This is a genomic window from Pseudomonas sp. Marseille-Q5115, assembly GCF_916618905.1.
Classification (GTDB): domain Bacteria; phylum Pseudomonadota; class Gammaproteobacteria; order Pseudomonadales; family Pseudomonadaceae; genus Aquipseudomonas; species Aquipseudomonas japonica_A.
This window is the reverse complement of record NZ_CAKAKI010000001.1, coordinates 1,537,771-1,562,017: the sequence shown is the minus strand read 5'-3', so window position 1 is coordinate 1,562,017 and position 24,247 is coordinate 1,537,771. Positions and strand designations below refer to the sequence as shown.

The following is a 24,247-nucleotide window of genomic DNA, read 5'->3' as shown; positions in this document are numbered from 1 at the left end:
CGCGCTCTAGCCTTGCTTCCAAAGCCCAAGCCCCGGGGCAGAGCGCTCCCCTTTCCGAAATCCTGTTCAGGCGGTTCCCATGAAAGCATTTCGTTGCAAACCCTTGCTGCTGGCCCTGGCACTGACTGCCGCCGGCCCCTTGGCCGCCCAGGCGGCGCCTACCCCTGCAGTCGCCGTGGCGCCGCAATACGACACCAGCCATGTGTATGTGGCGCCCGCCGACGTGGACCGTTTCGTGCAAAGTTTTATTGCCACCTTCGGCGGCAAAAGCACGCCACAAGTGGTGGTGAACGTGCTGCCGGTACCTAGCAGCACCACCTCCCAACTTCTGCAAACCCCGGTAGGCACGGTGTCGCTGTTCGGCTTCACCACCCCGGTGCCCTACCCCTTCGGCCAGGAACGCAACGGTTATCTGGTGAAGGACATGGACGCCGCGTTGGCCGCTGCCAAGGCCAACGGCGCCGACGTGATCGTCCACGACTTCCCGGACCCCATCGGCCGCGATGCCGTGGTGCAATGGCCAGGCGGCGTGAATATGCAGCTGTACTGGCACACCAAGGTACCCGATTACGCCGCCTTCCAGAGCGTCCCGGAAAACCGTGTGTACGTTTCGCCCGAGCGCGGTGACGCGTTCATCAAGTCGTTCGTAGGCTTCGCGCACGGCAAGGTAGTGGCCGATGATCGCCGCGCCGCGGGTGAACAGGTGGGCCAGCCAGGCAAAACGTTCCGCCGCGTGAGCCTGGCCTCAGATTTCGGCAAGATGACCGTGTTCATCACCGACGGCCACCTGCCGTATCCGTATGGTCACGACACCACGGGTTACGAAGTGGCGGACCTTTCGGCCACCTTGGCCAAGGCACAGGGTTCCGGCGCGACCGTGCTGGTGCCAGCCACCAAGCAAGCGGACCGTACCGGAGCCATGGTGCAGTTCCCCGGCGGCTACGTGGCAGAAATCCACCAGCTCACCAACCCTGGGAAATCCTGAGCCCGTGGTACAGCGCATGAGCCAGCCCTTGCGGCGTGTCACCTGTTCATGGGCACTGGCGCTGCTGTGCCCGCTGGGCTGTGCTGGCGCCCATGCGGCAGAAGCCAGTGCCACGCCCGACAGGCCCGCCTTGAAGGCCAACCGCTGGCAGGAGGATTGGTCTGTTCTGCAAAACCCCGACGTGGCCCGCGAGCCGCTGGACAGCCTCAAGTACATCCCGTTATCCGCAGACGACCCCCAGCGCTACCTGTCGCTGGGGGCTACCTTGCGGGAGCGCTTCGAAATGAACGACGCCAAGGATTTTGGCACCCGAAACGCCCAACGCGACACTTGGCTGATTCAACGCTTGCAGGTACACGCAGACCTGCACCTGAACGAACACTGGCGCGTGTTTACCCAACTGGAAGACGCCCGGGCGTTCAACAAGGCGGTGGTGGGTGGCGCCGACCAGAATCACCTGGACCTGCGCCTGGCCTTCGCTGAATACGTGAACCACTCAGGCGACTACACCTTCAAGGCACGGGCGGGGCGGCAGGACTTTGCCTTCGACCTGCAGCGGTTCGTTTCCAGCCGCGACGGCCCGAACGTGCGGCAATCCTTCGATGCGGTGTGGGCCGATTGGGAAACCCCGCTGTGGCGCTTCATCGCCCTGGCCAGCCACCCGGTGCAGTATCAGGACGAACGCCACTTCGACGACAAGTCCAATTCGGACGGGGCTTTCCACATGCTGCGGGTGGAGCGCCTGCTCGGCGGCAAGAACGAACTCTCCGCCTATTACGGGCTGTACGAGGAGCGCGACGCCAGCTACCTGGACGCCGAGGGCAGCGAGCACCGCTCGATCTTCGATGCGCGCCTGGGCGGCAGCGCGGCGGGCTATGACTGGGACCTGGAAGCGATGCTGCAACAGGGCTCGGTGGGCGCCAAGGACATCCACGCCTGGGCTGCGGGCAGCCGCACGGGCTACACCTGGGCGTCACTGCCCTGGGCGCCCCGCCTGGGCTTGCAAATAGATGCCGCCTCCGGCGACCGCCACGCTGGCGATGGCGCCCTGGGCACCTTCAACCCACTGTTCCCCAATGGCTACTACTTCTCGCTGGCCGGCTACACCGGCTACAGCAACCTGTACCACGTTAAGCCTTCACTTACTGTGAAGCCGCTGCCGGGCCTTTCCGTGCAAGCGGCAGTCGGGCTGCTGTGGCGGCAAACCACCGAGGATGCGGTGTATACGCAGCCCAACCTGCCGGTGGCCAACACCGCGGGGCACGGTGGGCGCTGGACCGGTTACTACAACCAGCTGCGCACCGATTACGCCTTCAACAAGCACCTGTCCGGTGCGGTGGAAGCCGTGCATTACGAGGCCGGCCAGGCGCTGCGTGATGCCGGTGGGCATGACAGCAACTACCTGGGCGTGGAAATGAAGTTCATGTACTGACATCCCGCGCCCGGCCTTACAGCCGGGCGCGGCTGGGCGTCAGAGGTTCTTCAGCCCCTGCGGCGAAGGCGTATAGAAGTACTCGCCGCCTTTGAGATGAACGAAGCCGCTGAAATCAGAGGGTGGTGGGATAGGAATGCCCGGCCATACATGGTCGGTTTGGGCCACTACGGCGTTTACCGCCTGCATCTGGCCAATGATCGGGTCAATGCCAACGGGAGCATCTGCTTCACCGAGCTTTGGAAACTTGCGATCGTTGGCCCACTGCACTTGCATGAAGTGAAACTGCCTGGCGATCGAGGCTTGATAGCTCATGAACAGCAGCCCCACGCCGTCATTGGGCTTGTCCACGAACTCTGCGGTGTCCGGGTCTTGCATCCGCACCCCGTAGGGAATGCCGCGCCGGGCCATTTGCACGCTTTTGTCGAAAGGCTGCTTGCCGGGGCTGGAGCCTCTAGGGTTGGTCTTGCGGATATGCCCCTGGAACGGGCAGCGCTCGCCCTCCTCATCCTTGCTGTAATCGAAATCGTTGTTGACCGGGGCGGCTCTGGGCGCTGGGCTCATGGTGACCGGCACGCCATTTTCGAACCGCCCTACAACCCGGGCACCGGCGATTTCCTTGTTGCTCGGGACAGGAAAGATACGCTTCTGAAGCGATTCCTCCGCCTGTTTGAATCCGGCCACGTCCTGCTCAAGCTTGCGAAACACAAACAGGCTCGCCAAACCTTCCTCAGGCGCAAGGGGGTCTTCGAACATGAATTGTTCTAGCGGCGATTCAGGGTCGTACACGAAATCTTCCTTGCGTCCTTTTTCGCGCGCGAGATCGCATTTGGTCATGAGTGGTTGAGAACGGCCGTCCACATAACCGAAGTGTTCGATGCCCTCCTTGGCCTTGTTAAAGTACGCCCGCCCTTCCTGGGCCAGCAGCACGCTGAAGCCGCTGCCCTTCTTCTCGAGGGCGGCTACGCTGTGCGAGGTTGCGCGAGCGAGGTCGTCTTCGTCGTCATGGGCCAGCAGCAGCAAGACATCCACGGGCTTGGAAAAGGCCGATTGCCAGGAATCGGTGGCCTGTCGGTCCAGCACTTCGGTATCCGCGGCCATGCCGCCTTCGAAGAACTCGTCCAGGGGCTTGTCGTCGGCGTCCTTGAACGGTGCGGCCTTGCCCAGCTTCACCAACCCGGCATGGCTGATGAATACCAACTGCACCAGGCCGCCCGGCTCACCCGTTTCCTTGAAGCGCTTGGTTTCCCGAAACTGCGTTGCGGAGTCGGTGACGTTGTAGTGGTGAAGAAACGTGCGGGCCTGGCTCACTTCCGTGATCTCGAGAAAGAGCAAAGCGATATGGTGGCGGCCATGGCCCTTGAGGATATTGGCTTGCAGCGCCGAGAGAAAATGGCGGGTATCGGGGTGATCGATGTCGCTATCGTCGAGTGTTCTGTCCAGGTGAAAAGTCATCAAAGCGCTCCTTGTCTTTCAAGCACATCAAGCCACAGTGCGCGCGCATGAGCTACGCAGCGATGGCATCGGTCAGCTGAGGACTCGATAGTGGCCGCAAGGCAAGGGTTTCGGTGGATGTCGGCCGGGCAACGCGCTGTTTGCAACGCGCCACGCCAGGAATACGCAAAGGCTGGCTTCACGGAAACGGTGACGGCAGTGGAGCGACAATGTCTTTTGTTGTTCGAGTCATGACGCTCCAATGTTGGGGGTATAGGCCCGCAAAGCGCGGCGTGCCAGGCCTTTGGTCGGATGGATGCGGCGCGGCACCCCTTGCAACGGAACGGGCGATAAGCGGGCATTGTCTGCGGCCGATTACGCCTACGCTGATTGCCGTGGATAACGACAAAACCCGTTCAGGCTCCAATCTTTCCCACCCCGCTGCCCTGCTGGCACATGGACTGGCCTCGCCTTTCTCCCACGGCCCCGTTGCGCCAACCAGGCGTAGTGCGTATTCACCTGATGCGATAACGGCATTCTTCCTGCTCAAGGAATTTGCCCCCATGCCTGAATCATGTGTAAAAAAAATCATCGTCGCCATCCATGGTATCGGTCAGCAGCAGCGCTGCGACACGGTACGACGCGTTGCCCATAGCTTCGCCTGCTGGCAGGAGGTGCCGCTTCCGTTACTGCCGCTCGGCTTCTTCAACACCAGCAGCAACCTGGCTTACGTCGAGGAGCTGTTGGTACCGATCCCCGTGGACAAAACCGAACCTCCCCACCCATTGGCCAAGGTAGGTTTCGCCGAAATCTATTGGGCGGACATTCCCCGGGGCGTGGTCACCCAAGGCGATACGCTTGAGGAAAGCAAAGGGTGGGCACAAACGATTGTCGCCCGCGCGAACCGCTTGGCCGTTCGTGGCTCGGGAGGTGCCCATACGAGTAATACGGGCCTGGCGGGCTCGGTGATCGCCGAGGCCATCGAGGGTATCGGGGTGATGGAAAACCTCACCTGGGTACTGGGAAAGTTAGGCATATTCAAATTCGACCTGGCGCAGGTGCTTGCCGACTACGTAGGGGACGTGCAACTGGTGGCGGACTTCAAGCCACACCGGGACGCCATCCTCGTACGACTGCACGAGGCAATGACCGACGTACTGAAGTTGCACCAGGCAAAATACCCGGGCACTGAGGTGGAGCTGCACCTGGTATCCCATAGCGAGGGCTCGGTGATCAGCTTCCTCGCGCTACTGCAAGCGTTGGATCAGCCCAGTGAGGACGCGTCAGACCCTCGCCATGAATGGGTAACCCACGTTCGAAGCTTCATGACGATCGGCTCGCCTATCGACAAGCACTTGCTGCTGTGGCCAGCGATATGGCCCCGGCAGCAGGAACCCAGCGCCGGACAACCCTGCCCCGGCGGGGTCCCGCCAGTTGCGCCGGCCCAACGCTGGCGACCCATCGAGCGGCCTATCGAATGGCTGAACTATTACGACGTGGGCGACCCTATCGGCTTCGAGCTGGATTCTGCCCGCGATTACTTGAAGGCGCACGGCTGCGAAGCGTTTTCATTCGATGAAAGCCACGACATTGGCTTCAGCCGCTACCTGGTTCCAGGGAAGGCCCACATTAGTTACTGGACCGACCGCGACGTGTTCCGCCACTTCGCTTACAAAGCGGGCTTATCTACTGTCCCAGCCGAAGCGCCAGCGAGCCATTGGTGGTGCAAACCTGTGAGCACGCCCCTGCCTTATGGCGTAGCGTTTCTGCTTCACCTTGCCGCCGTTTACCTGATGTGCACGGCAGTGTTGGGTTTCCTGGGCGCGCACTGGGGGCTTGCCAAGACCTCCAGCGCTGTTATCGCCCTGACCTTTCTGTTAGCCAGCGTAACCGTGGCCGGCCGTCTTCCCCGCCTGGTGAAGCGCAGCGATACCCGCTGGATGCTGCTGGCGGCCGCCGTCTTTGCCCTCGGCGCCAGCCTGTGCTTGTATCTTTTACCCTCCGCAGCCGCAGAATACCTTACCGGGGTGTTCACCCGGATGGTGCCGTCGAGCTGGGGCTGGGCACCGGATGCTGCTACGTTGCTGGTGATGGTAGGCGCCGTGCTCGTGGCCGCTTCCTGGAACGCGGATCGCCTCCCTCGGCGCGGCCGGCAAGTCATGGTGGGCGGGGGCGCTGCGGTTCTGGGCATCGCCATGGTGATGGGCGTCATCACCCGCACTTCCGCACCTGGCACAGGCGCACCCTTGTGGCCTCTGCTGCTGTCGGCTGCCGCGTTCATGTACCTGTGGTGGCTGGGCATAGTGTTGTTCGATCTGACCTTCATCTGGCAATGGTATATCCGTAATACGGCCGCGTTGAGTGTACTGCGCAAGTGGGCGAGGCATTCCGCCCAGGCCACCGGGCAAGCACAGGGCAAGCCTGCGCCCATGCCTCACGCCGGCCCCACACGCCCTACGATCTGATGCCTGGCCTATGCCCCTGTGCCGCCGAGCCCTTGCTCATCGGGAATGATTCCTGTTTACTCCTGCGCAGTCTTGCCAGTGCCCGGTGCCCTCGCGCCATTGCGGCACTGGCGTTCAACGGCCTTAGTGCCCCGCAAGCATGGATTCCTGCAAATGCGCTTCCTTCGATCACTTCCGCGCCTGGCCGCGCTGCCACTGGCCTGCACGCTTTCTGTGGCATCGGCCAATACGCCACTCACCCCTGGCACTTCGGTAAGCGGCGACGTGCAAGCCAGTACCGGCCAACACTGGCAGCTCGCACTGCATAAAGGCGACCTGGTGATTGGGCACCTGAAGGGCGACGCCAGCCTCCGCCTGCTGGATGAGCAGGGGCAACCGCAACGCCTGCTGGTAGACGGCACCGACATGCTGCGCGACTTCATGTTCGTGGCCGACCGGGACGGCCCGGTCACCCTGCTCCCCGAGCGGGCTGGAGCGTGGCAGCCGACGCACTATGAACTCCAGATCTCGCGAATAGTGCCCCTGACCGAGCAGCATCCCTCTGCCGAGTCCATTGAAAGCCCGACGCTGCAGGCGCTGAAGGATTCCATACCCAAGGGTGGTACAACGCAGGCCTTCTGGGCGGAGCGCGAGCGCCAGGGCACGCCACTGGTAGAACCTGTTGGGGCGGGAAGTGACGCCATGCGCGTCACGTTCCTGTGGAGGGGGGCCAGGCATGGCGTAACCCTGTTCGGCGCGCCGTCCGGCGACCACGATGCCTTGGCGCAGCTGCCTGGCACCGATGTGTGGTACCGCAGTTATGTGGTACCGGCTGGCACGCGCATGAGCTATCAACTGGCGCCGGATGTGCCGCAACTGGACGAACGCTTCCCGGATCGCCGTCGCGCGGTGCTGGCCACCTTGCAACGTGACCCCCTCAACCCACGCACCTTCGCCAGCGAGCCTGGCGACGACAAATACCGGCAGCGGTCGCTGCTGGTGCTCCAGGGCGCGCCCGCACAGCCCTGGCTGCAGGCCGATTCACAGGCTGCGAAAGGTACGCTTGAACGGGTAGCCGTGGACAGCAAGGCGCTGGGCAACCGCCGCGATGTCTACCTCTACCGGCCGGCGGGTTGGCAAGCCGACTCCGCCGAGCGAGGCTTGCTGGTGCTCTTCGACGCCCAGGCTTACCTGCGCCAGGTGCCTACCCCTGCCCTGCTGGACAACCTGATCGCGGCCAAACGCATTCCGCCCACTGCGGCGCTGCTGGTGGGCAACCCCAGTGCCGAATCCCGCGGGCATGAGCTGCCGCCCAACCCGCTGTTCGCGCGCTTTCTATCGGAAGAATTGTTGCCCTGGGCCAAACGCCAAGGGATTTCAGCCGAAGGCCACCGCACCGTACTGGCGGGCTCCAGCTATGGCGGGATCGCGTCTACCTATGCGGCGCTGCGCTACCCGCATCAATTTGGCAACGTGCTCAGCCTCTCGGGCTCCTACTGGTGGAGCCCGCACGGAGAGGAACCTGGCTGGCTCACCCGTTTCGCCCGCGACGCTCAACACGAGCCGGTGCGCTTCTTCATGCGCGCGGGCCTGTTCGAGCGCGGCCACGGCGGGCACATGGACCTCCTGGGCAGCAACCGCCACATGCGCGACGTGCTGGTCGCCAAGGGCTACGCCGTGAACTATGGCGAGTACGCCGGCGGCCATGACTACGCCCAATGGGGCGGTGAACTGGCAACCGGGCTGGAAGCGTTGCTGGGCAACTCCGGTCAGGCGCTCCCGGATTGACGCGCCGGGCTCAAGGCACATCGGCCGCCCGTGGCTCATGGATCGGGCAGCCACGGTGCTGCGCCCGGAACCCGGCGGAATGTTCGTAGGCAGGCTTGCGCACCCGCATGATTCCCCCAGTGGGCGGTGCGCCGCTCCACATCAGTGGCGAGCTGCACCCGCACCTCCCACACACCGTCCTGCTCGGCGAAGAACGCCTGCACGGCCTCGCGCAGGCCGTCGGGCTTGTCGTCCAGGTCCAGCGCCTGGCCAGTCAGTGCTGTGAGTGATGGAGATACCAGCGCCACGCCAAGCTTCGCGTAATAAGCGCCATACAGCAGCGGTACCACGGTGTAATAGCTTTCCGCGAGGATATGGGTCAAGGGATGGCCGCCGAGGCTTCGCAGCGTGCCGCTTTCGCCGCCCATGGCTTCAACAGTGCTTTCGATCCCACGCAAGGCGGCAGACATCGCCTTTTTGAACGCGGGCGCCTTGTCGGTGGTTTTCGCCAGCAGCTTCAGGTTTCGAGGAAGGCCTTGGGCGTGGCCGCGGTGAATGCCTATCGCCTTGCGTCAGTTACCTGCCCACTCCACCACGTTCACGTCCTTGCCTATATAAATGCGCATAAGGTCGCTGCCCAGAAGGACCTTGCCATTGGGCCAGGCCTTTTTCGCCCGGGTAACCAAGGCGTCGTCGCTGTTGGTTTCATCCTGCGGGCCAGGCCGGGAGATATGGGAGAACACCGCCAGCTTCGGCTCAGCCTTGGCGAATACTTCGCCCGCCTGTTCGGCAGTGGTGTGGTGGCCGACGTTGGCCTTGGCCCAGTCCTCGTCCACATGGTGCGTGGACACCCCGCCTACCTCATGTACCAGCACATCGGCGCCCCGGGCATTTTCGATCACCCGTTCGTCGTAACGGGTGTCCCCAGACAGCGCCACGGTATGGCCGTTGTACTGCACCTTGTAGCCGTAGCTGGGCTTGATCCGATCGCCATGATTGACCTCGAAGGCCGTGACCTTCACCCCCTTGCGCTCGAACACCACCCCGGGGCGGTTGAAGGTGTGGGCATTGATGCGCTGGGCTTCGGGCTTCACCTCGTTGTCGTCACGGCGAATGCGCAGGTCGGCCGACATCATCATTTCCATCCCTTCGACCAGGGTTTGCAGGCCGGGCGGGCCATACAGCTCAAAGGGCGCGGTACGGCGGTTTTGCGGGCTGGGCAGGAACCCCGTGGCCCAGAGGTCTGGCAGGCCGTTGATGTGGTCGGAATGGAAATGGGTGAGGAAGGTAGCGCTGACCTTGCCCAGGGGGATGCCCAACTGAGCCAGCCGAATGGCATTGCCACGACCGGCGTCGAACACCAGGTTCAGGCCATTGGCTTGCACGAGGGTGGAGTAGCCGAAGCGCTTGGGGTCCAACGTGGGGGTGCCGGTGCCTAGCAGGGTAACCACCATGTCGGCGTCCTTGGCCAACGTGTCAGCTTGCGGCGTTTGCGGCGCGGGCTCGGCATGGGCGGCAGCACCCACAGCAAGGGCCGCGGTAAACACGGCAAGCAGCGAGAGGTGTTTCATGGGGTGATTACATCCTTTGTAGTGGGCTGACTCACGGGCCGGTTCGCTTCGGCGCCAGCACGCTAACGCTCGCGAGCGACGCAAGACAGTGTAATTTTCTTCGTGTGGCAGCGGTTTTGTTTATAAGCCCCAGCGCTCTCGCCGTGGCGCATCAATTGACCCGGCTGGCGCGAAGAAAATCCGCCCACTTGCGCACAAGGTAGTTGTGCTCGTCCATCACCGCGTTCCATACCCCGATGTGGCCCATGCGTTGTGCATAAGCGCCGCCTTCGCGAACCTCGCCCGGCTCGATCAGCGGCTCGCCGTCACTGCCCGGCAGCGCTTCGGCCGCCGGCTTGCCGTCGTACCAGTAATCCCATTCGGCGGGGGATAAATGATCGCGGGCACGCGGTGGATTGGAAATGTAGAAGCCCTGACGCGCCATCATCGCGCCGGGCCAACCGGAGAGCCACCAGTTGAGGTAGGCATAGGCCGCATCTTTCACCCGCCCTTCGAGACAGCGCGATAACGAGAGCCCGCCGAACCAGGCGCGATAGCCTTCCTGGGGAACGGCCAGGCGATACTTCAGGCCCGCGCGGTGCAGGCGCATCAAGGTAGGCGACCACAGGCTCTGGATATGCACATCGGGGCCAAGCATCAGCTCGCCGGCTTCGCGGTCGTCCGACCAGAACGCCGCAAAGTGTCCTTGGCGCTGGCGCTGGATCAAGCACCGGGCCAGGGTGTCGATCTCATCCAGGCGCAGGTTGCCGATGTTGTCGAAGTGCGCCAGCCCGCTGGCCTGCACAGCCAGTGCTGCGTCCAGTGCGCCAATCGCGGCGTCGCTTTGCAATGCAGCGTGACCACACCAGCCTTTGGCCAATAGCCACGCCCAGCTTTCGGTTTGGCCAGCCAGCGAAGACGGAAGGTGCTCCGGACGGTAGGCAAAGCTGTCGGCGTTATGGGTGAGCGGCAGCATGCTGATGAAATCGCTGCGCTGGCTACCCAGGCTACCGTCGTGCTGCACGAACAGCCGGTCGCACGGCAGGCTGCCCCGGGCCAGGCGGTCATTGGAATGCAGACGGCCCAGCTTGGGCAGGTCGTTGATCTCGTCCCACAGGGCCACGCGGCGGGTATCGATAGGCTGGATGGCCCGGGCTGGCCATACGAAATCGACGTTATGAAACCACTGGTCATAAAGGTCGTAACTGTGCGGCGCCATCACCGCAATGCGCTGGGCCGCCTGGATTTCATGGATGTGATATTCCAGGCGGATGCCCAGCTCTTGCTCGGCGCGCACACGAATGGTTTCGAGCAGCGTGACCGATGTACCTAGTACGCGCAGCGTGATCGGTTGGCTCATGCCGCTTGGCCAACCTCACCCAGAAAGGCGCGGAAGGAGCGGCGCAGTTGGTGGGTGTCCAGGTCCCGCACGATGAACACCAGCCGTGACCGCGGCGTACCACCCGGCCAGGCCTGCAGGTGCACGGGGGCATGCAGGCAGTGCTGTACGCCGTGGATAACGATAGGTTGTGGGGAATCAATCACGTCGAGCAGGCCCTTGACCCGAAGAATACGTTCGCCATGGCATCTTAACAGCATCGACAGCCACACCCCAAAAGCCACCCAGTCCAGCGGCCGGTCGAATTCGAGGCAGCAAATTTGAGCGGTGCCGTGGCGGCTGTCGTCTACCGCGCCGAACAGCTGCCAGCCCTGCACTTCGGCGGCCGGGTCGCTGCCTCGCACGCCTTCGCCGAGCAACAACTGATCGCCCGCCACGATCTGCTGGGTCAATGCCTGGCTGGCGGAGGGGTTGAGCGCGGCCAGCCGAGACTGCACGCTCGCCAGGGTAGCCGGCTGTACCCGATCACTCTTGCTCAGCAGCAGGCGGTCGGCTGCCGTGACCTGCGTGAGCCATTCGGGGTGCAAGCGTTCTTGCAGTTGCGCCTGCTCGGCATCCACCACGGTCACCAGCAGGCCCAGGTGATAACGGCCACGCAATTGAGGATCGCGCAATAAGGTGGCGACAATCGGCGCGGGGTCGGCCAAACCGGTCGTTTCCAGCAGCACCCGGCGAAACGCTGGGATTTCGCCGCGCTCGCGCCGGGCGTGAAGGTCGAGCAGGGCCTGACGCAGGTCCCCGTTCACGGTACAGCACACGCAGCCGCCGGCCAGGAGCACCGTGCCCGGCGCCACTTCTTCCACCAGCAGGTGGTCGATGCCGACATCGCCGAACTCATTGATCAGCAGCGCGCTGTCGCCAAGGGTGTCGCCGGCCAGTAGCCGATTGAGTAGCGTGGTCTTGCCGCTGCCGAGGAAGCCGGTGATCACGTTCACTGGCAGGCTCATGAGCGAGCCTCCAGGGCTTCAAGAATGCGTGGATCGAGCGGGTCCAGCGGTTTACCGATCAATGCCTGCGCCTGTTGCCACAGGTCTTCGAGCCCGGTGGCAAGGGCCTGACGCCCCGTGGCCCCTTGCAGCAGATAGGAAGCGCCCTGCACATCGCTCACAGTGACCCGGAAAGGCGCGATCACGCGATTGATCGCGGCGATACGGCGCAGCCGCTCACGCCGCCGGGGCAGGCTGCCCCCCAAGGGGTCGCTCCAGTGCCCGTCCTCGCCGATCAACCCACATAAACCACACATGGTTGTCCTCCTTTATAAAACACCAGCCTATGCAGGCCTGTTCCCGGGTTTCGCCCGGCCCTACCGGCTCATGGCATCACATCCCCGGAGTTGGGCCCCAGGGTCTGGCCCACGAACAGATTGCCGCCGGGCTCGGAGGCTAGCAGCACGGCCACCGGGGCAACTTCTTCGGCCCGGCCGAAGCGCCCTAACGGCAACTCCTTCGCCTTGGCGGTTTTCCAGGCCTGGCTGATGCCCTCCACCAATGCGGTGTCGATCGGGCCAGGGGCGATCGCATTGACCAGTACATTGTGCTGGCTTACTTCCAACGCCAGGGACTTGGTAAAGCCGATCACCCCGGCCTTGGCCGCAGCGTAGTGGCACAGCTCTGCCCCGCCCTTGATGCCCAACTGAGAGGCCACGTTGATGATGCGGCCCCAACGTTGCGCGAGCATGTGCGGCAGTGCGCGCTGGCTGGCGATGAACACGCTGGTAAGGTCTACGCGAAGCATGTCGTCCCACATCTGCTGGGTAAGGTCCACGCACGGCGCCTGGGTGAGCATGCCGGCGTTATTCACCAGGATATCGATGCCACCGAAGGCGGTCACACAGGTATCCACACCTGCCTGCGCGCCTTCGCGGACGCCCACGTCCGCCATGCACTCCACCACTTGCGCGCCCATGTGACGGCATTGCTCGGCGACTAGCGCCAGGCGATCACCGTCGCGGTCACACAACACCAGCCGCGCCCCTGCCTCTGCATAAGCCTGGGCGATGGCCGCACCGATGCCACTGGCGGCACCCGTGACCACCGCGCGTCGGTTATTCAAGTTCATGGCTCACTCCTATTCCGGCCAACGGACAGTCAGCCCGCCGTCGACGATAATGCTTTGCCCAGTGATGTAGCTGGACAGGTCGCTTGTCAGGAACCGCACCAGCTCGGCGACTTCACTGGCCTTGCCTACGCGCCCCAGCGGAATGCCCCGCGCCGCCTTCGCCAGGCCCTCGGGGCCCAGCGAGTTCTGCGCGTCCAGCGACTGCGGGGTTTCGATCAGCCCGGGGATCACCGCGTTGCAGCGGATCCTCCTCCCCGCCAGCTCCACGGCAAGCGAGCGGCACAGCCCCGGAACGCCGGCCTTGGCGGCGGCATAATGGGCGTGGTCCTGCCAGCCATAAACGCCGCCGGCAATCGAGGAGATCGCTACCAGCGCACCGCCGTCCTGCATGTGCCGCGCGGCGCTGCGAAATGTGCGCATCACCCCAGTGAGGTCCACGTCGAGCATGCCGTTCCAAGCCTCGTCGGTCATTTCCAGCAGGGGGGCGCGTCGTAACAGCCCGGCGTTGGCCACGGCGTAATCGAGCCGGCCAAAGCGTTCAACGCCCGCAGCTGCCAGCGCATCCAGCGAGGCGCCGTCGGTGACGTCCGCGGGCAACATCAGGCATTCACCGCCTGCGGCGGTTACCTGCTGGCGGGTGTGCTCGGGGTTGTGGGGGGCTCCCGGAAAATAGCCGCCTACCACACGCACGCAGTTACGCGCATAGGCCACAGCAAGGGCCTGGCCAATGCCGCTGGCGGCGCCGGTGATCAGCGCCACAGGTTGAGAGTTGCTCATACGGGTTCTCCGATCACTTGATGTGGGTGGGGTCGACGTGGCGCGCCGCCCACATCACCACTCCGGACAGGAAGCAAGGCAAGGCACCGAACCACAGCGCCGCGCTGTGCCACTCGCCGCCTGCGGACAGCACGCCGGTAATGCCCAGGCCGGCCAGGATCGCCCCAACCGGCCCCATGGCATGAACGATGGCGCCGCCGGTTGCGGATGCTGGTGGGGAAGCTCTCGCCCATGAAGAACAGCATGGCCGAGTACGGGCCGGTGAGGAAAAACAGGCCCAGGCTGTAAAGGGCGACCACGATGCCAAGCTGGCTTGGCGCCTGCACCATCGCGAAAAAGCTGACGCCGCCCAACATCCAGCCGATGGCCACAGTGTTGCGCCGGCCAATACGGTCACCCAGCCAGCCATGGAACAGGTAGCCGATGAAGCCCACCAGGTTCGACAGCACCAGAATCCACAGGGAATTTTCGAACGACAGGCCGTGCACGCTCACAATCACCGACGTACCCAGCACACTGAACACCTGGATTGCTGACCAGTTGAGAAGGATCGCCAGGCTCAGCACCAACGTCGGGCGCAGCGCGGCGCCACGGAAGGCCGCGGCCACGCCGGCCTTGGCGTGGTCGTCGTAGTCCACTTCATGCTCGCGGGCCAAGGCCCTGGCTTCGGCCTCCTGCCCCGCCTTGCGCAGCGTCTGGATGCGCTGATGGACCTGGAACTGCGGGCTCTCCTTCAACTTGCGCGCCAGCACGGCAATCACAAACGCTGGCACGGCGGCGAAGATAAAGCACCCTTGCCAGCCGATGTGCGGCAGCAGCAGCGCCGTGAGCCCCGCGGCGATCAGCGCCCCTACCGGCCAGCCGCTTTGCACCAGGCTATACACAAAGCCCTTGCGCTTGACCAGGCGAGGGTCGTCGGAGGCTGCGTAGATCTCAGTGAGGTAGGTGGCGTTCACGCCCTCTTCCGCATAGCCCAGGCCGGCCACTGAACGCACACCGATCAGCGCGCCCTTGCCCATCCCGGCGCACACTGCGGTCAGCGCGGAACACAACGCCGCCCCGCCAATGGTGAACATGATGCCGCCGCGGCGGCCGATACGGTCTACCAGCGGGCCAATAGCAAAGGCCACCACGGCGCCACCGACGGCGACCCAGGTGGCAATCTCGGCCTGCTCCGCCTGGCTCCAGCTGAAATGCCCACCCATCACCGGCAGCAGCGTGCCGAACAGGATGAAGTCATACACAGCGAATACCCAGGCAAAGAAGGCAATCCAGGTGGCGTAGACGACATCCTTGGACGCCAGCGGAACCGGCGCCCAACTGTCCGACGGTGGCATGTGCAACGGCGTAGCGGTTTGCGTGGTCATGGTGAGGGTCTCGATGAAGAGGAATCAGCGTTGCCGGGGCTGGCGGGAAACAAAGTCGTCGGCGATTTCGTCCATGGTGACGAATCGCACGCCTTCATGGCCGCGGATGTACTCGATCAGCCGCTCCAGCATCAGCAGCACCTGTGGCCGGCCAGAGACATCCGGGTGGATGGTGATGGGGAACACGGCATAGTCCATTTCGCGGTACACCCAGTCGAACTGGTCGCGCCACATCACCTCGATGTCGCGCGGGTTGACGAAGCCATGGCTGTTGGGTGCTTTCTTGATGAACATCATTGGCGGCAGGTCGTCGAGGTACCAATTGGCGGGGATTTCCACCAGGTCGGTTTCCTGGCCGCGCACCAGCGGCTTCATCCAGGTGTCGGGGTGGGCGCTGTAATCGATCTTCGTCCAGCTGTCCTTCACCCGTACGTAATAGGGGGTGAAGTCGTTGTGCATCAGGCTGTGGTCGTACTTGATGCCTTTTTTGAGCAGCAGCTCGTTGGTGACGTTGCTGAATTCCCACCAAGGGGCCACGTAACCGGTCGGCCGCTTGCCGGCCAGGGCGGTGATCAGCTCGATGGCTTTATCGAGCACCACTTCTTCCTGCTCGGGGGTCATGGCGATAGGGTTTTCGTGGCTATAGCCATGGATGCCGATCTCGTGGCCCGCCGCAGCCACCGCCTTCATTTGCTCAGGGAAGGTTTCCACCGAGTGCCCAGGGATGAACCAGGTGGTGCGCAGCTGGTATTTGTCGAACAGCTTGAGCAGCCTGGGCGCGCCCACTTCCCCGGCGAACAGCCCGCGGGAAATATCGTCGGGCGAATCCTCCCCGCCGTAGGAGCCCAGCCAGCCAGCAACCGCATCCACGTCCACACCAATGGACACCAGAATTTCTTTTGCCATCGTTCAGTCCTCAACGTGCCCGGTACGGTGGTCAGGGTGCGAAGGCCGGGCCCCGCGCACCTACAGGCGATCAGGGGTCAGGCGCTGCGCACCAGGGGCTCAATAGCCAGCGCGGCGCGCAGCAGAACGGCGTCATGCCCGCTGGGCGCGGACAACAACAAGCTGGTAGCCAGGCCTTCGGCGTTTACCCCGCTGGGCAAGGCAACCCCGGGCATATCCAGCAAGCTGCCCGGCATGGTCAGGCGCAGGGTGGCCAGGTTCGTTTGCACGAACAGTTCTTCATCGGCTTCAAGGGGCGCAAGTAGCGGCGCTACGTGGCCCACGGTGGGGGTGATCAGCAACGCGCCGTCCAATTCATCGGCCATTTGCTGGCGCAGGTCGCGGGCGGCCTGGTACAGCCCGATCTGCTCGCTGGCCGGAAAATGTCGGGCCCTTTCGAGGCGCTTGCGTACTCGCGGGTCGAGTTGGTCAGCCGCAGGGCTGTCAAGCAATGATTGATGCAAGGCAAAGGCTTCGGCGCTGCCCAACCAGCCTCTGGTTTCGATCAAATGCAACGAGGCGTGCACGGTGTGGACCGGGCGCTCCTCAATCACCGCGCCAGCGCTCGCCAGCCGCTGCAAGGCGGCGAGCAGGTTATCGCGTACCGCCGGTTGAATGCGGCTGTCGCCCAGTACGTTCGGATCGAACCGTAGTCGCAAGCCCCCGAGCGAAAGTGGCTGGTCCTTCACCCCGCCGCCCAGGAGCGTGTCCACACAGATCACGTCCCGCACACTGCGCGCCAACGGCCCGAGCGCATCGAGGGACCGCGCCAGGGGAAATACTCCAGTGGCCGCATAGCGTCGACGGCTGCTGCGGTAGCCCACCAGGCCATTGAGCGCGGCGGGTATGCGGATCGAGCCAGCGGTGTCGGTGCCCATGGCCAACGGCACCACGCCAGCAGCGACCGCGATGGCCGAACCTGAAGACGAACCACCGGGTATCCGGGCAGGCTCGCGGTAAAGGGGGTTCACCGGCGTGCCGAAGTGTGGATTGAGGCCCAGCCCGGAGTACGCGAGCTCGCTGAGGTTGGTCTTGCCCACGTTAACCAGGCCGGCACGGGTGAGCTGGGTCACCAGTGTGGCGTCCTGGTTGGCAGGTGCCAGCCCACTTCGCGCCGCGGCCCCGGCCGTGGTCACAGTGCCGGCCAGGTCGAACAAGTCCTTCCAGGCAATCGGTACGCCATCGAGCGGCGATAACGGTTGCCCCGCCGCCCAACGAGCGCTCGCGGCTGCAGCTTCACGCCGTCCCCGTGTTTCAGTGAGCGAAATAAAAGCTGCAGGAGCCTGTCGGGCGCGCGCCAAGGTGGCCTCAAACGCCAGGTCGGGCGTACTAGCCCCTTGGGCGAAACCTTCAGCCAGCGCAAGCGCATCAATGAACATGCGATCTCCAAAAACGTATACATTTATATTTTGTACGTTTTTGATATAGCAGCGTTCATGCCAGGGCAGTGCCTCCTTCAGCAAAAAGGCCCGTATGCACTGGAGTTGAGCGGCCAGGGTGTGACATACCGCGGGATTCTCATGAATGTACATATCCCTAATTGATCCATTAGTGAGCATTCCTGTAACACCCGCACCACAAACCGACACGGCGAGCTGTTACCGCAACCCTGGCCTGTGAGTCAGGCCATGCTGTGAGACAATCCCCGCACGCTGTGACCTGGAACCTGTGCCCATGCCCAACGCTGCTTCTCTGGAAGACCGCTCTGCTTCACGCTACGAAATGATCCGCGACACGCTGCGCGGCGCGATCCTTACGGGCCAGGCAGTGCCAGGGCTGGTGCTGGTGGAAGCGCCGCTGGCGCAGCTGTTTGGTACCAGCCGAGTGCCTGTACGCCAAGCGCTAAACCTGCTGCATGAAGAAGGGCTGATCCGCAGATTCGAAGGCCGCGGCTACCTGATCGATGCCTTGGGCACCGATGCCCCTCCCCTTCGCCTCGCGCTCACTCGCCAGTTGTTGGGCCTTGAAAACCACGAGGAATTGATCGACACCCGTTCACTGGGAGAACGGGTGTACGACGAGCTGTCAGGGACGGTTACGCGCTTTATGGTGTTCGGCCATTACCGCATCGACGAACAGCTTGCGGCCCAGGCCCTTAATGTGAGCCGCAGCGTGGTGCGCGAAGCGTTGATGCGCCTGCGGGACAAGGGCCTGGTGGAGAAGGAACCCTACGCACAATGGTTGGCCGGCCCGCTCACCGCCCACGCGGTAACTGAAGACTACGAACTGCGCGCCCTGCTCGAGCCCGATGCGCTGCGCCAGCGCGCCAGCGCCCTTCCCCGCGCTGAGCTGCAGGCCATGCTCGACCGTATCACCGCCGCGCAGCAGGCTGGCGCCGAGGCTAGCCGCGCGGCCATCGAGCAGATCGAGCAGGACCTCCACGTTACGTGTTTGGCTGGCCTGCCGAATGCCCGCATGGCGGGCATCATCCGCCAGTGCCAGATCCCCATGAGCATCGGCCGGGTGCTGCACGAGGCCCTGGGTACCAGCATCGATGAGGCCATGCTGATCGAGCATCGCCTGGTGATCGAATCCTTGTTACACGGAACGGTGGATTCGGCCGCGCTGAATCTGCGGGAGCACCTGCTCAGGGCGCGAGAGCGCACCCTGCAGCGGCTTAAAGTGCTGTCGGTACTGCCCGAGCCGGAATTACCCGGCTATATGGAGCGGTTGGCGTAGGCCTTGGGGAACCGCACCGCCAACCACCCACTAAACTTGTGCTTCCACCCAAGCGGAGCACACGACCATGGCCAGCAAAACCACCCTTTGCCTGTGGTACGACGGCACAGCCCTCGACGCCGCGACCTTTTATGCCGATACCTTCCCCAACAGCTCCGTTGGCGCGGTCTACCATGCGCCTGCCGATTTCCCTGCCGGTAAGCGAGGCGATGTGCTTACGGTCGAATTCATGGTACTGGGCCTGCCCTGCGTGGGGCTGAACGGGGGGCCGGCGTTCCAACCCACTGAGGCGTTTTCTTTCCAGGTGGCCACCGAAGATCAGGCCGAAACCGACCGGCTGTGGGATGCCATCGTGAGCAACGGCGGGCGGGAAAGCGCCTGCGGCTGGTGCAAGGACAAGTGGGGGGTGTCCTGGCAGATCACCCCGAAAGTGCTGCTCGAGGCGATCACCCATCCGGATACCGGCGCCGCCCAGCGAGCGTTCCAGGCCATGATGGGGATGGGCAAGATCGACATCGCGATTATCGAAGCGGCGGTCAGGGGGGATTTACCTGCTACAGGCCTCACTCCTCCCGCGTAATCAGCGCCTGACACTCGAGCAGGGCTTGCTTGTGCGCCGCCTCGTTGGCGCGTATGCGCGCCGCCGGCCCCACCAGGCTCAGGCCGTACATGCCCTGAGCCGTGGCCAGCCCGACCGCCATGGCACCCACGCCGGGCATGTGTTCCTCGTAGTCGCAGGAAAAGCCAGTGGCCCGAACCTCGTTCAACTCCTCGATCAGCAGATCTAGCGTAAGCGTGTTAGGCGTGAGCTGGCGTATCTTGCCTTCCAGCAGCTCGCGCACGGCCCGTTCGGGCATTTGCGCCAGGATCACCTTGCCGCATGACGTGGCATAGATACTCAGCAAACTGTTGACGCCCGGAGCGACCCGCAGCTCCTGGCTAGACACCACGCAGTGCAGGATCATCAGCTCCAGGCCGCTGGCGTGGGCCAGCACGGCCGTTTCCCCGGTGCGCTGCGACAAGGCCTCAAGGTGCGGCCGGGCGCGGGCGGTGAGGTCCAGGTGGCTGCGCGCGGCCAGGCGCATCAATGCCGGGCCCAGCCGAACACCCGTGCCACCGCTGGTTTCGAGCAGCTGCTCCACCGCCAGCGCATCCACCAGCCGCTGAACGGTCGAGCGTGGCAATTCGATACGTTTGGCGATGGCGCCAAGGCTCAAGCCCTGAGGTTCGGCCTCGAGGCAGCGAAGAATGGCAGCGGCGCGGGAAATGACCTGGATACCCCCACGTTCGGCATCTGACAGTGACACGGCATTGCTCCTTGTATTGCTGGCCGGTACACTGTACCGAAATTTCCTATGTAATGCCCTTAATTTTCTGAAGGACCCTTCGTGAGTTCACCCATTCCTGCTACGGCCCCCGCTACAGCACTCGCTGCTACGCTCGCGCCAAAGCCGCTGCCTGCGCCCGCGCCGTTCACCGGCCGCCTGGCCCTGGGCCTGGTCGGCGTATTGATCGCCGCGCTCACGTCCGGCATCAATGATCGGGTGACGGACATTGCCCTGGCTGACCTGCTCGGCGCCTACGGCCTGGGCCATGACGAAGGTACCTGGTTCAGTTCTGTGTATGCCGCGGCCGAGGTTTCGGCCATGCTGCTGGCGCCCTGGTTTGCGGTTACCTTCTCGCTGCGCCGGTTTGCCGTGGTCGCCACGGTCGCGTTTGGTCTCCTTGGCGTGCTGGCGCCACTTGCGCCCGACTTTTCTACCCTGCTGCTGCTGCGAGTGCTGCAAGGGCTGGCTGGCGGCGCGCTGCCGCCGCTGCTGATGACCGCTGCGCTGCGCTTCCTGCCGTGGCACATCAAGCTCTACGGGTTATCCGCCTATGCGCTGACGGCTACGTTCGGCCCCAACCTGGCGCTGCCGCTGGCGGCCCTGTGGACCGAGAACGCCGATTGGCGCCTGCTGATGTGGCAGATCATCCCACCGTGCCTGCTGGGCAGCGCCTTGATCGCCTACGGTTTGCCCCAAGACCCGCTGCGCCTGGAGCGCCTGCGCCAGTTCGACTGGCGGGGCGCGCTGCTGGGGGCTGGCGGGCTGAGCCTGTTGGTGGTGGGCCTGACCCAGGGCGAGCGGCTGGACTGGTTCGAATCGCCGCTGATTACTGCGTTGCTGCTGGGGGCCGCGGTGTGCCTGCCGCTGTTCGCTCTCAACGAGTGGTTCCACCCGCTGCCACTGTTCAAGCTGCAACTGTTAGGGCGGCGCAATTTCGCTTTCGGCATCGCCACGCTCATGCTGTTCATGTTCCTGGGGCTAGCGGGCAGTGCGATTCCTTCGGCCTACCTGGCCAACGTGCAGGGCTATCGACCCCTGCAAACCATGCCACTGGCACTGACGATCGCGCTGCCTCAGTTGCTGGTGGCTCCGTTCATTGCGTTCGTGATCAACCGTAATTGGGTGGACGCCCGCTATGTAATCGCCGCAGGCCTGGTGCTGCTGAGCACCGCTACCCTGCTCGCCTCGCAGATCACCAGCGTGTGGATCCGTGACGACTTCTACCCCCTGCAAGTGCTGCATACCTTCGGCCAGCCCATGGTGGTTGTGCCCCTGCTGATGCTGGCTACCGGGGTGATTCACCCGCTGGAAGGCCCCTTCGCCTCCGCCATGGTCAACAGCCTGCGCGGGCTGGCATCGGTGGTGTCCGGGGTGGTGCTGGAAAACTTCATCACACATCGCGAACACCTGCACTCCAATACCTTGCTCGACCAGGTCGCCAACCGGCTGCCCACCCTGCCAGCCGAACAGGCGGTGCAGATCGCCGAGCGGGTTCGGCAGCAGGCCTTCACCCTTACCTACGCAGACGCCTGGCTGGCGCTGATCGCGATCGCCCTGGCGTTGGTGCTGATCCTCGTGACGCTGCCCGTGCGCGCCTATCCACCGCAACCTCCGGTACCCACATGAAACATAGAACTTCCCTTTCCCTGACCGTGTTGGCGGTCGTTGCCTGTGTGGCTTACGGTGGCTGGCGCTTGATGGCCACGGGCTCGCTCGAACGGACCGATGACGCTTACATCCGGGCCGATTCGGTGCTGGTAGCGCCCCGCCTGGCCGGGCAGATCGTCGAGGTGGCAGTTGACGACAACCAGAAGGTCAAGGCTGGCCAGCTGCTCGCTCGCCTGGACGACAGCGAATACCTGGCGGCGCAAGCGGCAGCGCGCGCCAATGTGGCGGGCGCCGAAGCGGAGTTGAAGAACCTGGAAGCTGGCATTCAGCGCCAGGCCGCGATCATCACTCAGGCCGGCGCCACCCTGCGCGCCACCGAGGCCTCGCTCAAGTACGCCCAAGCCAATGCCCAGCGCTACCTGAACCTGTCCAACAGCGGGGCCGGCACCCAGCAAGAGCGCCAACGTTCCGAAGCTGAACTGCTCGGTGCCCAGGCGGCCCGCGACCGCGATGCCGCCGCTCAGGTGGCGTCCGCGCGCAGCCTGGACGTGCTCAAAGCCCAGCATGAAGTGGCCCAGGCCACGCTGGAAAAAGCCCAGGCGGATTTGCGTCAGGCCGACCTCAACCTCTCCTGGACCCGCATCGTGGCGCCGCAGGATGGGCTGATCGGCCAGCGCTCGGCCCGCGTGGGTGCGTATGTTGCCCTCGGCACGCCGCTGATGGCCGTGGTACCGGTGGATGACCTGTACGTGATCGCCAACTTCCGTGAAACCCAGCTGGAGCACATGCGCGCCAATCAGCCAGTGAACATCCGCGTGGACAGCCACCCCAACGTGCCCTTCCATGGGCATCTGGAAAGCCTGGCTCCTGCCACCGGCTTGAGCTTCTCGGCCATCTCGCCAGACAACGCCACCGGCAACTTCACGAAGGTGGTGCAGCGCATTCCGGTGAAAATTCGCTTCGACGACGCCCCTGAAGCCTTGCAGCATTTGCGCGTGGGTATGTCGGTAGTCGTGGACGTAGACGTAAGCGGGGGCGGCGAATGAACCGCTGGGCAGTGATAGCAGGCGCGGCCATGCTGGCAGGCTGCAGCGTGGGGCCGCAATTCGAACCACCGCAGGCCGCGCTGCCGGCGCAATGGGACGCCGCGCAAAACCAGGGCAACCTCAACCCACAGTGGTGGCGGCAGCTGGGCGACGAACAGCTAAGCAGCCTGGTTGAGCGTGCCGCCAACGGTAACCTTGACACGCAGATCGCCGCCAACCGCCTGGAGCAAAGCCGCCTGTTGCGTGGTATCAGCGCTGGCGATCGCCTGCCTACCGTCAGTGGCCAGGCTGGCTACAGCCGTGAGCGAAACACTGGTGAAGGCTTGAGCGACCCGTCCGGCCAGAACGGCCAGGCGCCATTCGAGCTGTGGACACTGGCGGCGGACGCCAGCTGGGAAGTGGACCTCTGGGGGCGGGTGCGCCGAGCAGTGGAAGCCGCCGACGCACAGGTGGACATCAGTCGCGCCGAACGCGACGGCCTGTTGCTGAGCCTGGCGGCGGAAACCGCCAGCGACTACCTGCAACTGCGCGGGGTGCAGGCGCAGTTGGCAGTCACTCGGCAGAACCTGGAAATCGCCCGGCAAAGCCAGCAACTTACCCAGACCCGTTTCGAAAACGGCGTGACCACTCAACTGGACGTGGCCAACGCTGCCGCCCAGGTGGCCACGGTGTCAGCCCGGGTGCCGGTGCTCGAGGCGCAGCGCGCTCGCATGATCAACGCACTGAGCGCCCTGCTCGGGCAGCCGCCGCGGGCGCTGTTTGCTGAACTGATAGAGCCCCGGCCGCTGCCGCAACCGCAAGACGCCATCCCCTTGGGCCTGCCCTCGGAGCTGGCACGGCACAGGCCTGATATCCAGCGCAGCGAGGCCGCCTTGCATCGGGCGGTTGCGGCCACCGGCGCCGCCCAGGCGGATTTCTACCCGCGGCTCACACTCGGTGCCAGCTTTGGCACTCAAAGCTTCAGCGGCAACGACCTCAACGACTGGGGCGCCCGCGACTGGTCGTACGGCCCCAGCCTGTACCTGCCGATCTTCCAGGGCGGTCGACTTACCGGCACCCTGGCCTTGCGCGAACACGAACAGCAGGCTGCGGCCATCGACTACCGCCGCACGGTGCTCGCCGCCTGGCATGAAGTGGACGATGCGCTGAACGACTACGCCGCCGAACGCCGGCACCACGACGCGCTGCTGGAAGCCGTGCGGCAGAACGACCGCGCGCTGGATGTGGCCCGCCAACGCTACAAGGAAGGTGCAATCGACTTCCTTAACGTGCTCAACGTGCAGCGCGCGCTGCTGGAAACTCAAAGCGCGCAGGTGTCCAGCGCCACCCAGAGCGTGCTGGACCGGGTGCGGTTGTACAAGGCGTTGGGTGGGGGCTGGCCTGAGGGAAGCAGGTCTTTCTGAGGATACCGTCCGTCGCACACCGGGC

General features: G+C 64.1%; 19 protein-coding genes and 2 pseudogenes. 9 read left to right on the top strand and 12 right to left on the bottom strand.

The annotated features are described in order from the left end of the window. Window positions 1-79: 79 nt before the first annotated feature. A complete protein-coding gene (locus LG385_RS07430; RefSeq protein WP_225773682.1) occupies window positions 80-985 on the top strand; it encodes a glyoxalase in 906 nt (301 codons plus the stop codon). A 16-nt stretch (window positions 986-1,001) separates the two neighbouring features. Beyond that, a complete protein-coding gene (locus LG385_RS07425; RefSeq protein ID WP_225773680.1) occupies window positions 1,002-2,417 on the top strand; it encodes an alginate export family protein in 1,416 nt (471 codons plus the stop codon). 39 nt (window positions 2,418-2,456) lie between these two features. On the opposite strand, the gene LG385_RS07420 is transcribed toward LG385_RS07425, so the two are convergent. After that, the gene (locus LG385_RS07420; RefSeq protein WP_225773678.1) at window positions 2,457-3,872 is read right to left on the bottom strand and encodes a Dyp-type peroxidase; all 1,416 of its coding nucleotides are present in this window, start codon (window positions 3,870-3,872) and stop codon (window positions 2,457-2,459) included. Between the two features lie 542 nt (window positions 3,873-4,414). Here LG385_RS07420 and LG385_RS07415 point away from each other — a divergent pair. Beyond that, window positions 4,415-6,316, top strand: a complete 1,902-nt coding sequence (locus LG385_RS07415; RefSeq protein WP_225773676.1) for a DUF3488 domain-containing protein — start codon at window positions 4,415-4,417, stop codon at window positions 6,314-6,316. Between the two features lie 153 nt (window positions 6,317-6,469). After that, window positions 6,470-8,083: an enterochelin esterase gene (gene fes / locus LG385_RS07410; protein ID WP_225773673.1), complete on the top strand. Its 1,614-nt coding sequence runs from the start codon at window positions 6,470-6,472 to the stop codon at window positions 8,081-8,083. A gap of 10 nt (window positions 8,084-8,093) precedes the next feature. Here fes and LG385_RS07405 read toward each other — a convergent pair. The 10 genes and pseudogenes from LG385_RS07405 to LG385_RS07360 all read right to left on the bottom strand — a co-directional run. After that, window positions 8,094-8,621 (bottom strand): annotated as a pseudogene (locus LG385_RS07405) (catalase); the annotation flags it as partial. Window positions 8,622-8,634: 13 nt separating this feature from the next. Then, window positions 8,635-9,633, bottom strand: a complete 999-nt coding sequence (locus LG385_RS07400) for an MBL fold metallo-hydrolase (RefSeq protein ID WP_413247307.1) — start codon at window positions 9,631-9,633, stop codon at window positions 8,635-8,637. Window positions 9,634-9,784: 151 nt separating this feature from the next. Next, complete coding sequence (locus LG385_RS07395) at window positions 9,785-10,972, bottom strand: ABC transporter substrate-binding protein (RefSeq protein ID WP_225773671.1); 1,188 nt, start codon at window positions 10,970-10,972, stop codon at window positions 9,785-9,787. After that, window positions 10,969-11,958, bottom strand: coding sequence for a CobW family GTP-binding protein (locus tag LG385_RS07390; RefSeq protein ID WP_225773667.1), 990 nt, complete (start codon window positions 11,956-11,958; stop codon window positions 10,969-10,971). The genes LG385_RS07395 and LG385_RS07390 overlap by 4 nt, the downstream gene beginning before the upstream one ends. Beyond that, window positions 11,955-12,254: a hypothetical protein gene (locus LG385_RS07385; protein WP_225773665.1), complete on the bottom strand. Its 300-nt coding sequence runs from the start codon at window positions 12,252-12,254 to the stop codon at window positions 11,955-11,957. The genes LG385_RS07390 and LG385_RS07385 overlap by 4 nt, the downstream gene beginning before the upstream one ends. 68 nt (window positions 12,255-12,322) lie before the next feature. Beyond that, window positions 12,323-13,069 (bottom strand): SDR family NAD(P)-dependent oxidoreductase, encoded by a 747-nt coding sequence (locus tag LG385_RS07380; protein ID WP_225773663.1) that lies wholly within the window; start codon window positions 13,067-13,069, stop codon window positions 12,323-12,325. A 9-nt stretch (window positions 13,070-13,078) separates the two neighbouring features. Continuing rightward, a complete protein-coding gene (locus tag LG385_RS07375) occupies window positions 13,079-13,846 on the bottom strand; it encodes an SDR family NAD(P)-dependent oxidoreductase (protein WP_225773661.1) in 768 nt (255 codons plus the stop codon). A 13-nt stretch (window positions 13,847-13,859) separates the two neighbouring features. Beyond that, a pseudogene (locus LG385_RS07370) lies at window positions 13,860-15,183 on the bottom strand (MFS transporter). 54 nt (window positions 15,184-15,237) lie between these two features. Next, window positions 15,238-16,119, bottom strand: coding sequence for a polysaccharide deacetylase family protein (locus LG385_RS07365; RefSeq protein WP_181116771.1), 882 nt, complete (start codon window positions 16,117-16,119; stop codon window positions 15,238-15,240). Between the two features lie 77 nt (window positions 16,120-16,196). Further along, entirely contained in the window at window positions 16,197-17,537 is a 1,341-nt protein-coding gene (locus LG385_RS07360) for an amidase (RefSeq protein WP_225773659.1), read from the bottom strand. A gap of 295 nt (window positions 17,538-17,832) precedes the next feature. Here LG385_RS07360 and LG385_RS07355 point away from each other — a divergent pair, with 295 nt between their 5' ends. Together LG385_RS07355 and LG385_RS07350 are read left to right on the top strand one after the other, a co-directional pair. Further along, on the top strand, window positions 17,833-18,837 hold the full coding sequence (locus LG385_RS07355) for a GntR family transcriptional regulator (protein ID WP_225773657.1): 1,005 nt from the start codon (window positions 17,833-17,835) through the stop codon (window positions 18,835-18,837). A 67-nt stretch (window positions 18,838-18,904) separates the two neighbouring features. Then, on the top strand, window positions 18,905-19,417 hold the full coding sequence (locus LG385_RS07350; protein ID WP_225773655.1) for a VOC family protein: 513 nt from the start codon (window positions 18,905-18,907) through the stop codon (window positions 19,415-19,417). Here the strand turns inward: LG385_RS07350 and LG385_RS07345 are convergent. Beyond that, window positions 19,401-20,144 carry an IclR family transcriptional regulator gene (locus LG385_RS07345; RefSeq protein WP_225773653.1) on the bottom strand — a complete coding sequence of 248 codons (744 nt, stop codon included), beginning with the start codon at window positions 20,142-20,144 and terminating at the stop codon, window positions 19,401-19,403. The genes LG385_RS07350 and LG385_RS07345 overlap by 17 nt on opposite strands. 93 nt (window positions 20,145-20,237) lie before the next feature. Here LG385_RS07345 and LG385_RS07340 point away from each other — a divergent pair, with 93 nt between their 5' ends. Genes LG385_RS07340 through LG385_RS07330 form a run of 3 tightly spaced genes read left to right on the top strand, consistent with a single transcriptional unit; the run spans window position 20,238 to window position 24,222 of the window. Then, window positions 20,238-21,791: an MFS transporter gene (locus tag LG385_RS07340; protein ID WP_413247361.1), complete on the top strand. Its 1,554-nt coding sequence runs from the start codon at window positions 20,238-20,240 to the stop codon at window positions 21,789-21,791. Next, the gene (locus LG385_RS07335; RefSeq protein WP_225773648.1) at window positions 21,788-22,819 is read left to right on the top strand and encodes an HlyD family secretion protein; all 1,032 of its coding nucleotides are present in this window, start codon (window positions 21,788-21,790) and stop codon (window positions 22,817-22,819) included. The genes LG385_RS07340 and LG385_RS07335 overlap by 4 nt, the downstream gene beginning before the upstream one ends. Beyond that, window positions 22,816-24,222 (top strand): efflux transporter outer membrane subunit, encoded by a 1,407-nt coding sequence (locus tag LG385_RS07330; protein WP_225773646.1) that lies wholly within the window; start codon window positions 22,816-22,818, stop codon window positions 24,220-24,222. Before LG385_RS07335 ends, LG385_RS07330 begins: the two co-directional genes overlap by 4 nt. Window positions 24,223-24,247: the final 25 nt, after the last annotated feature.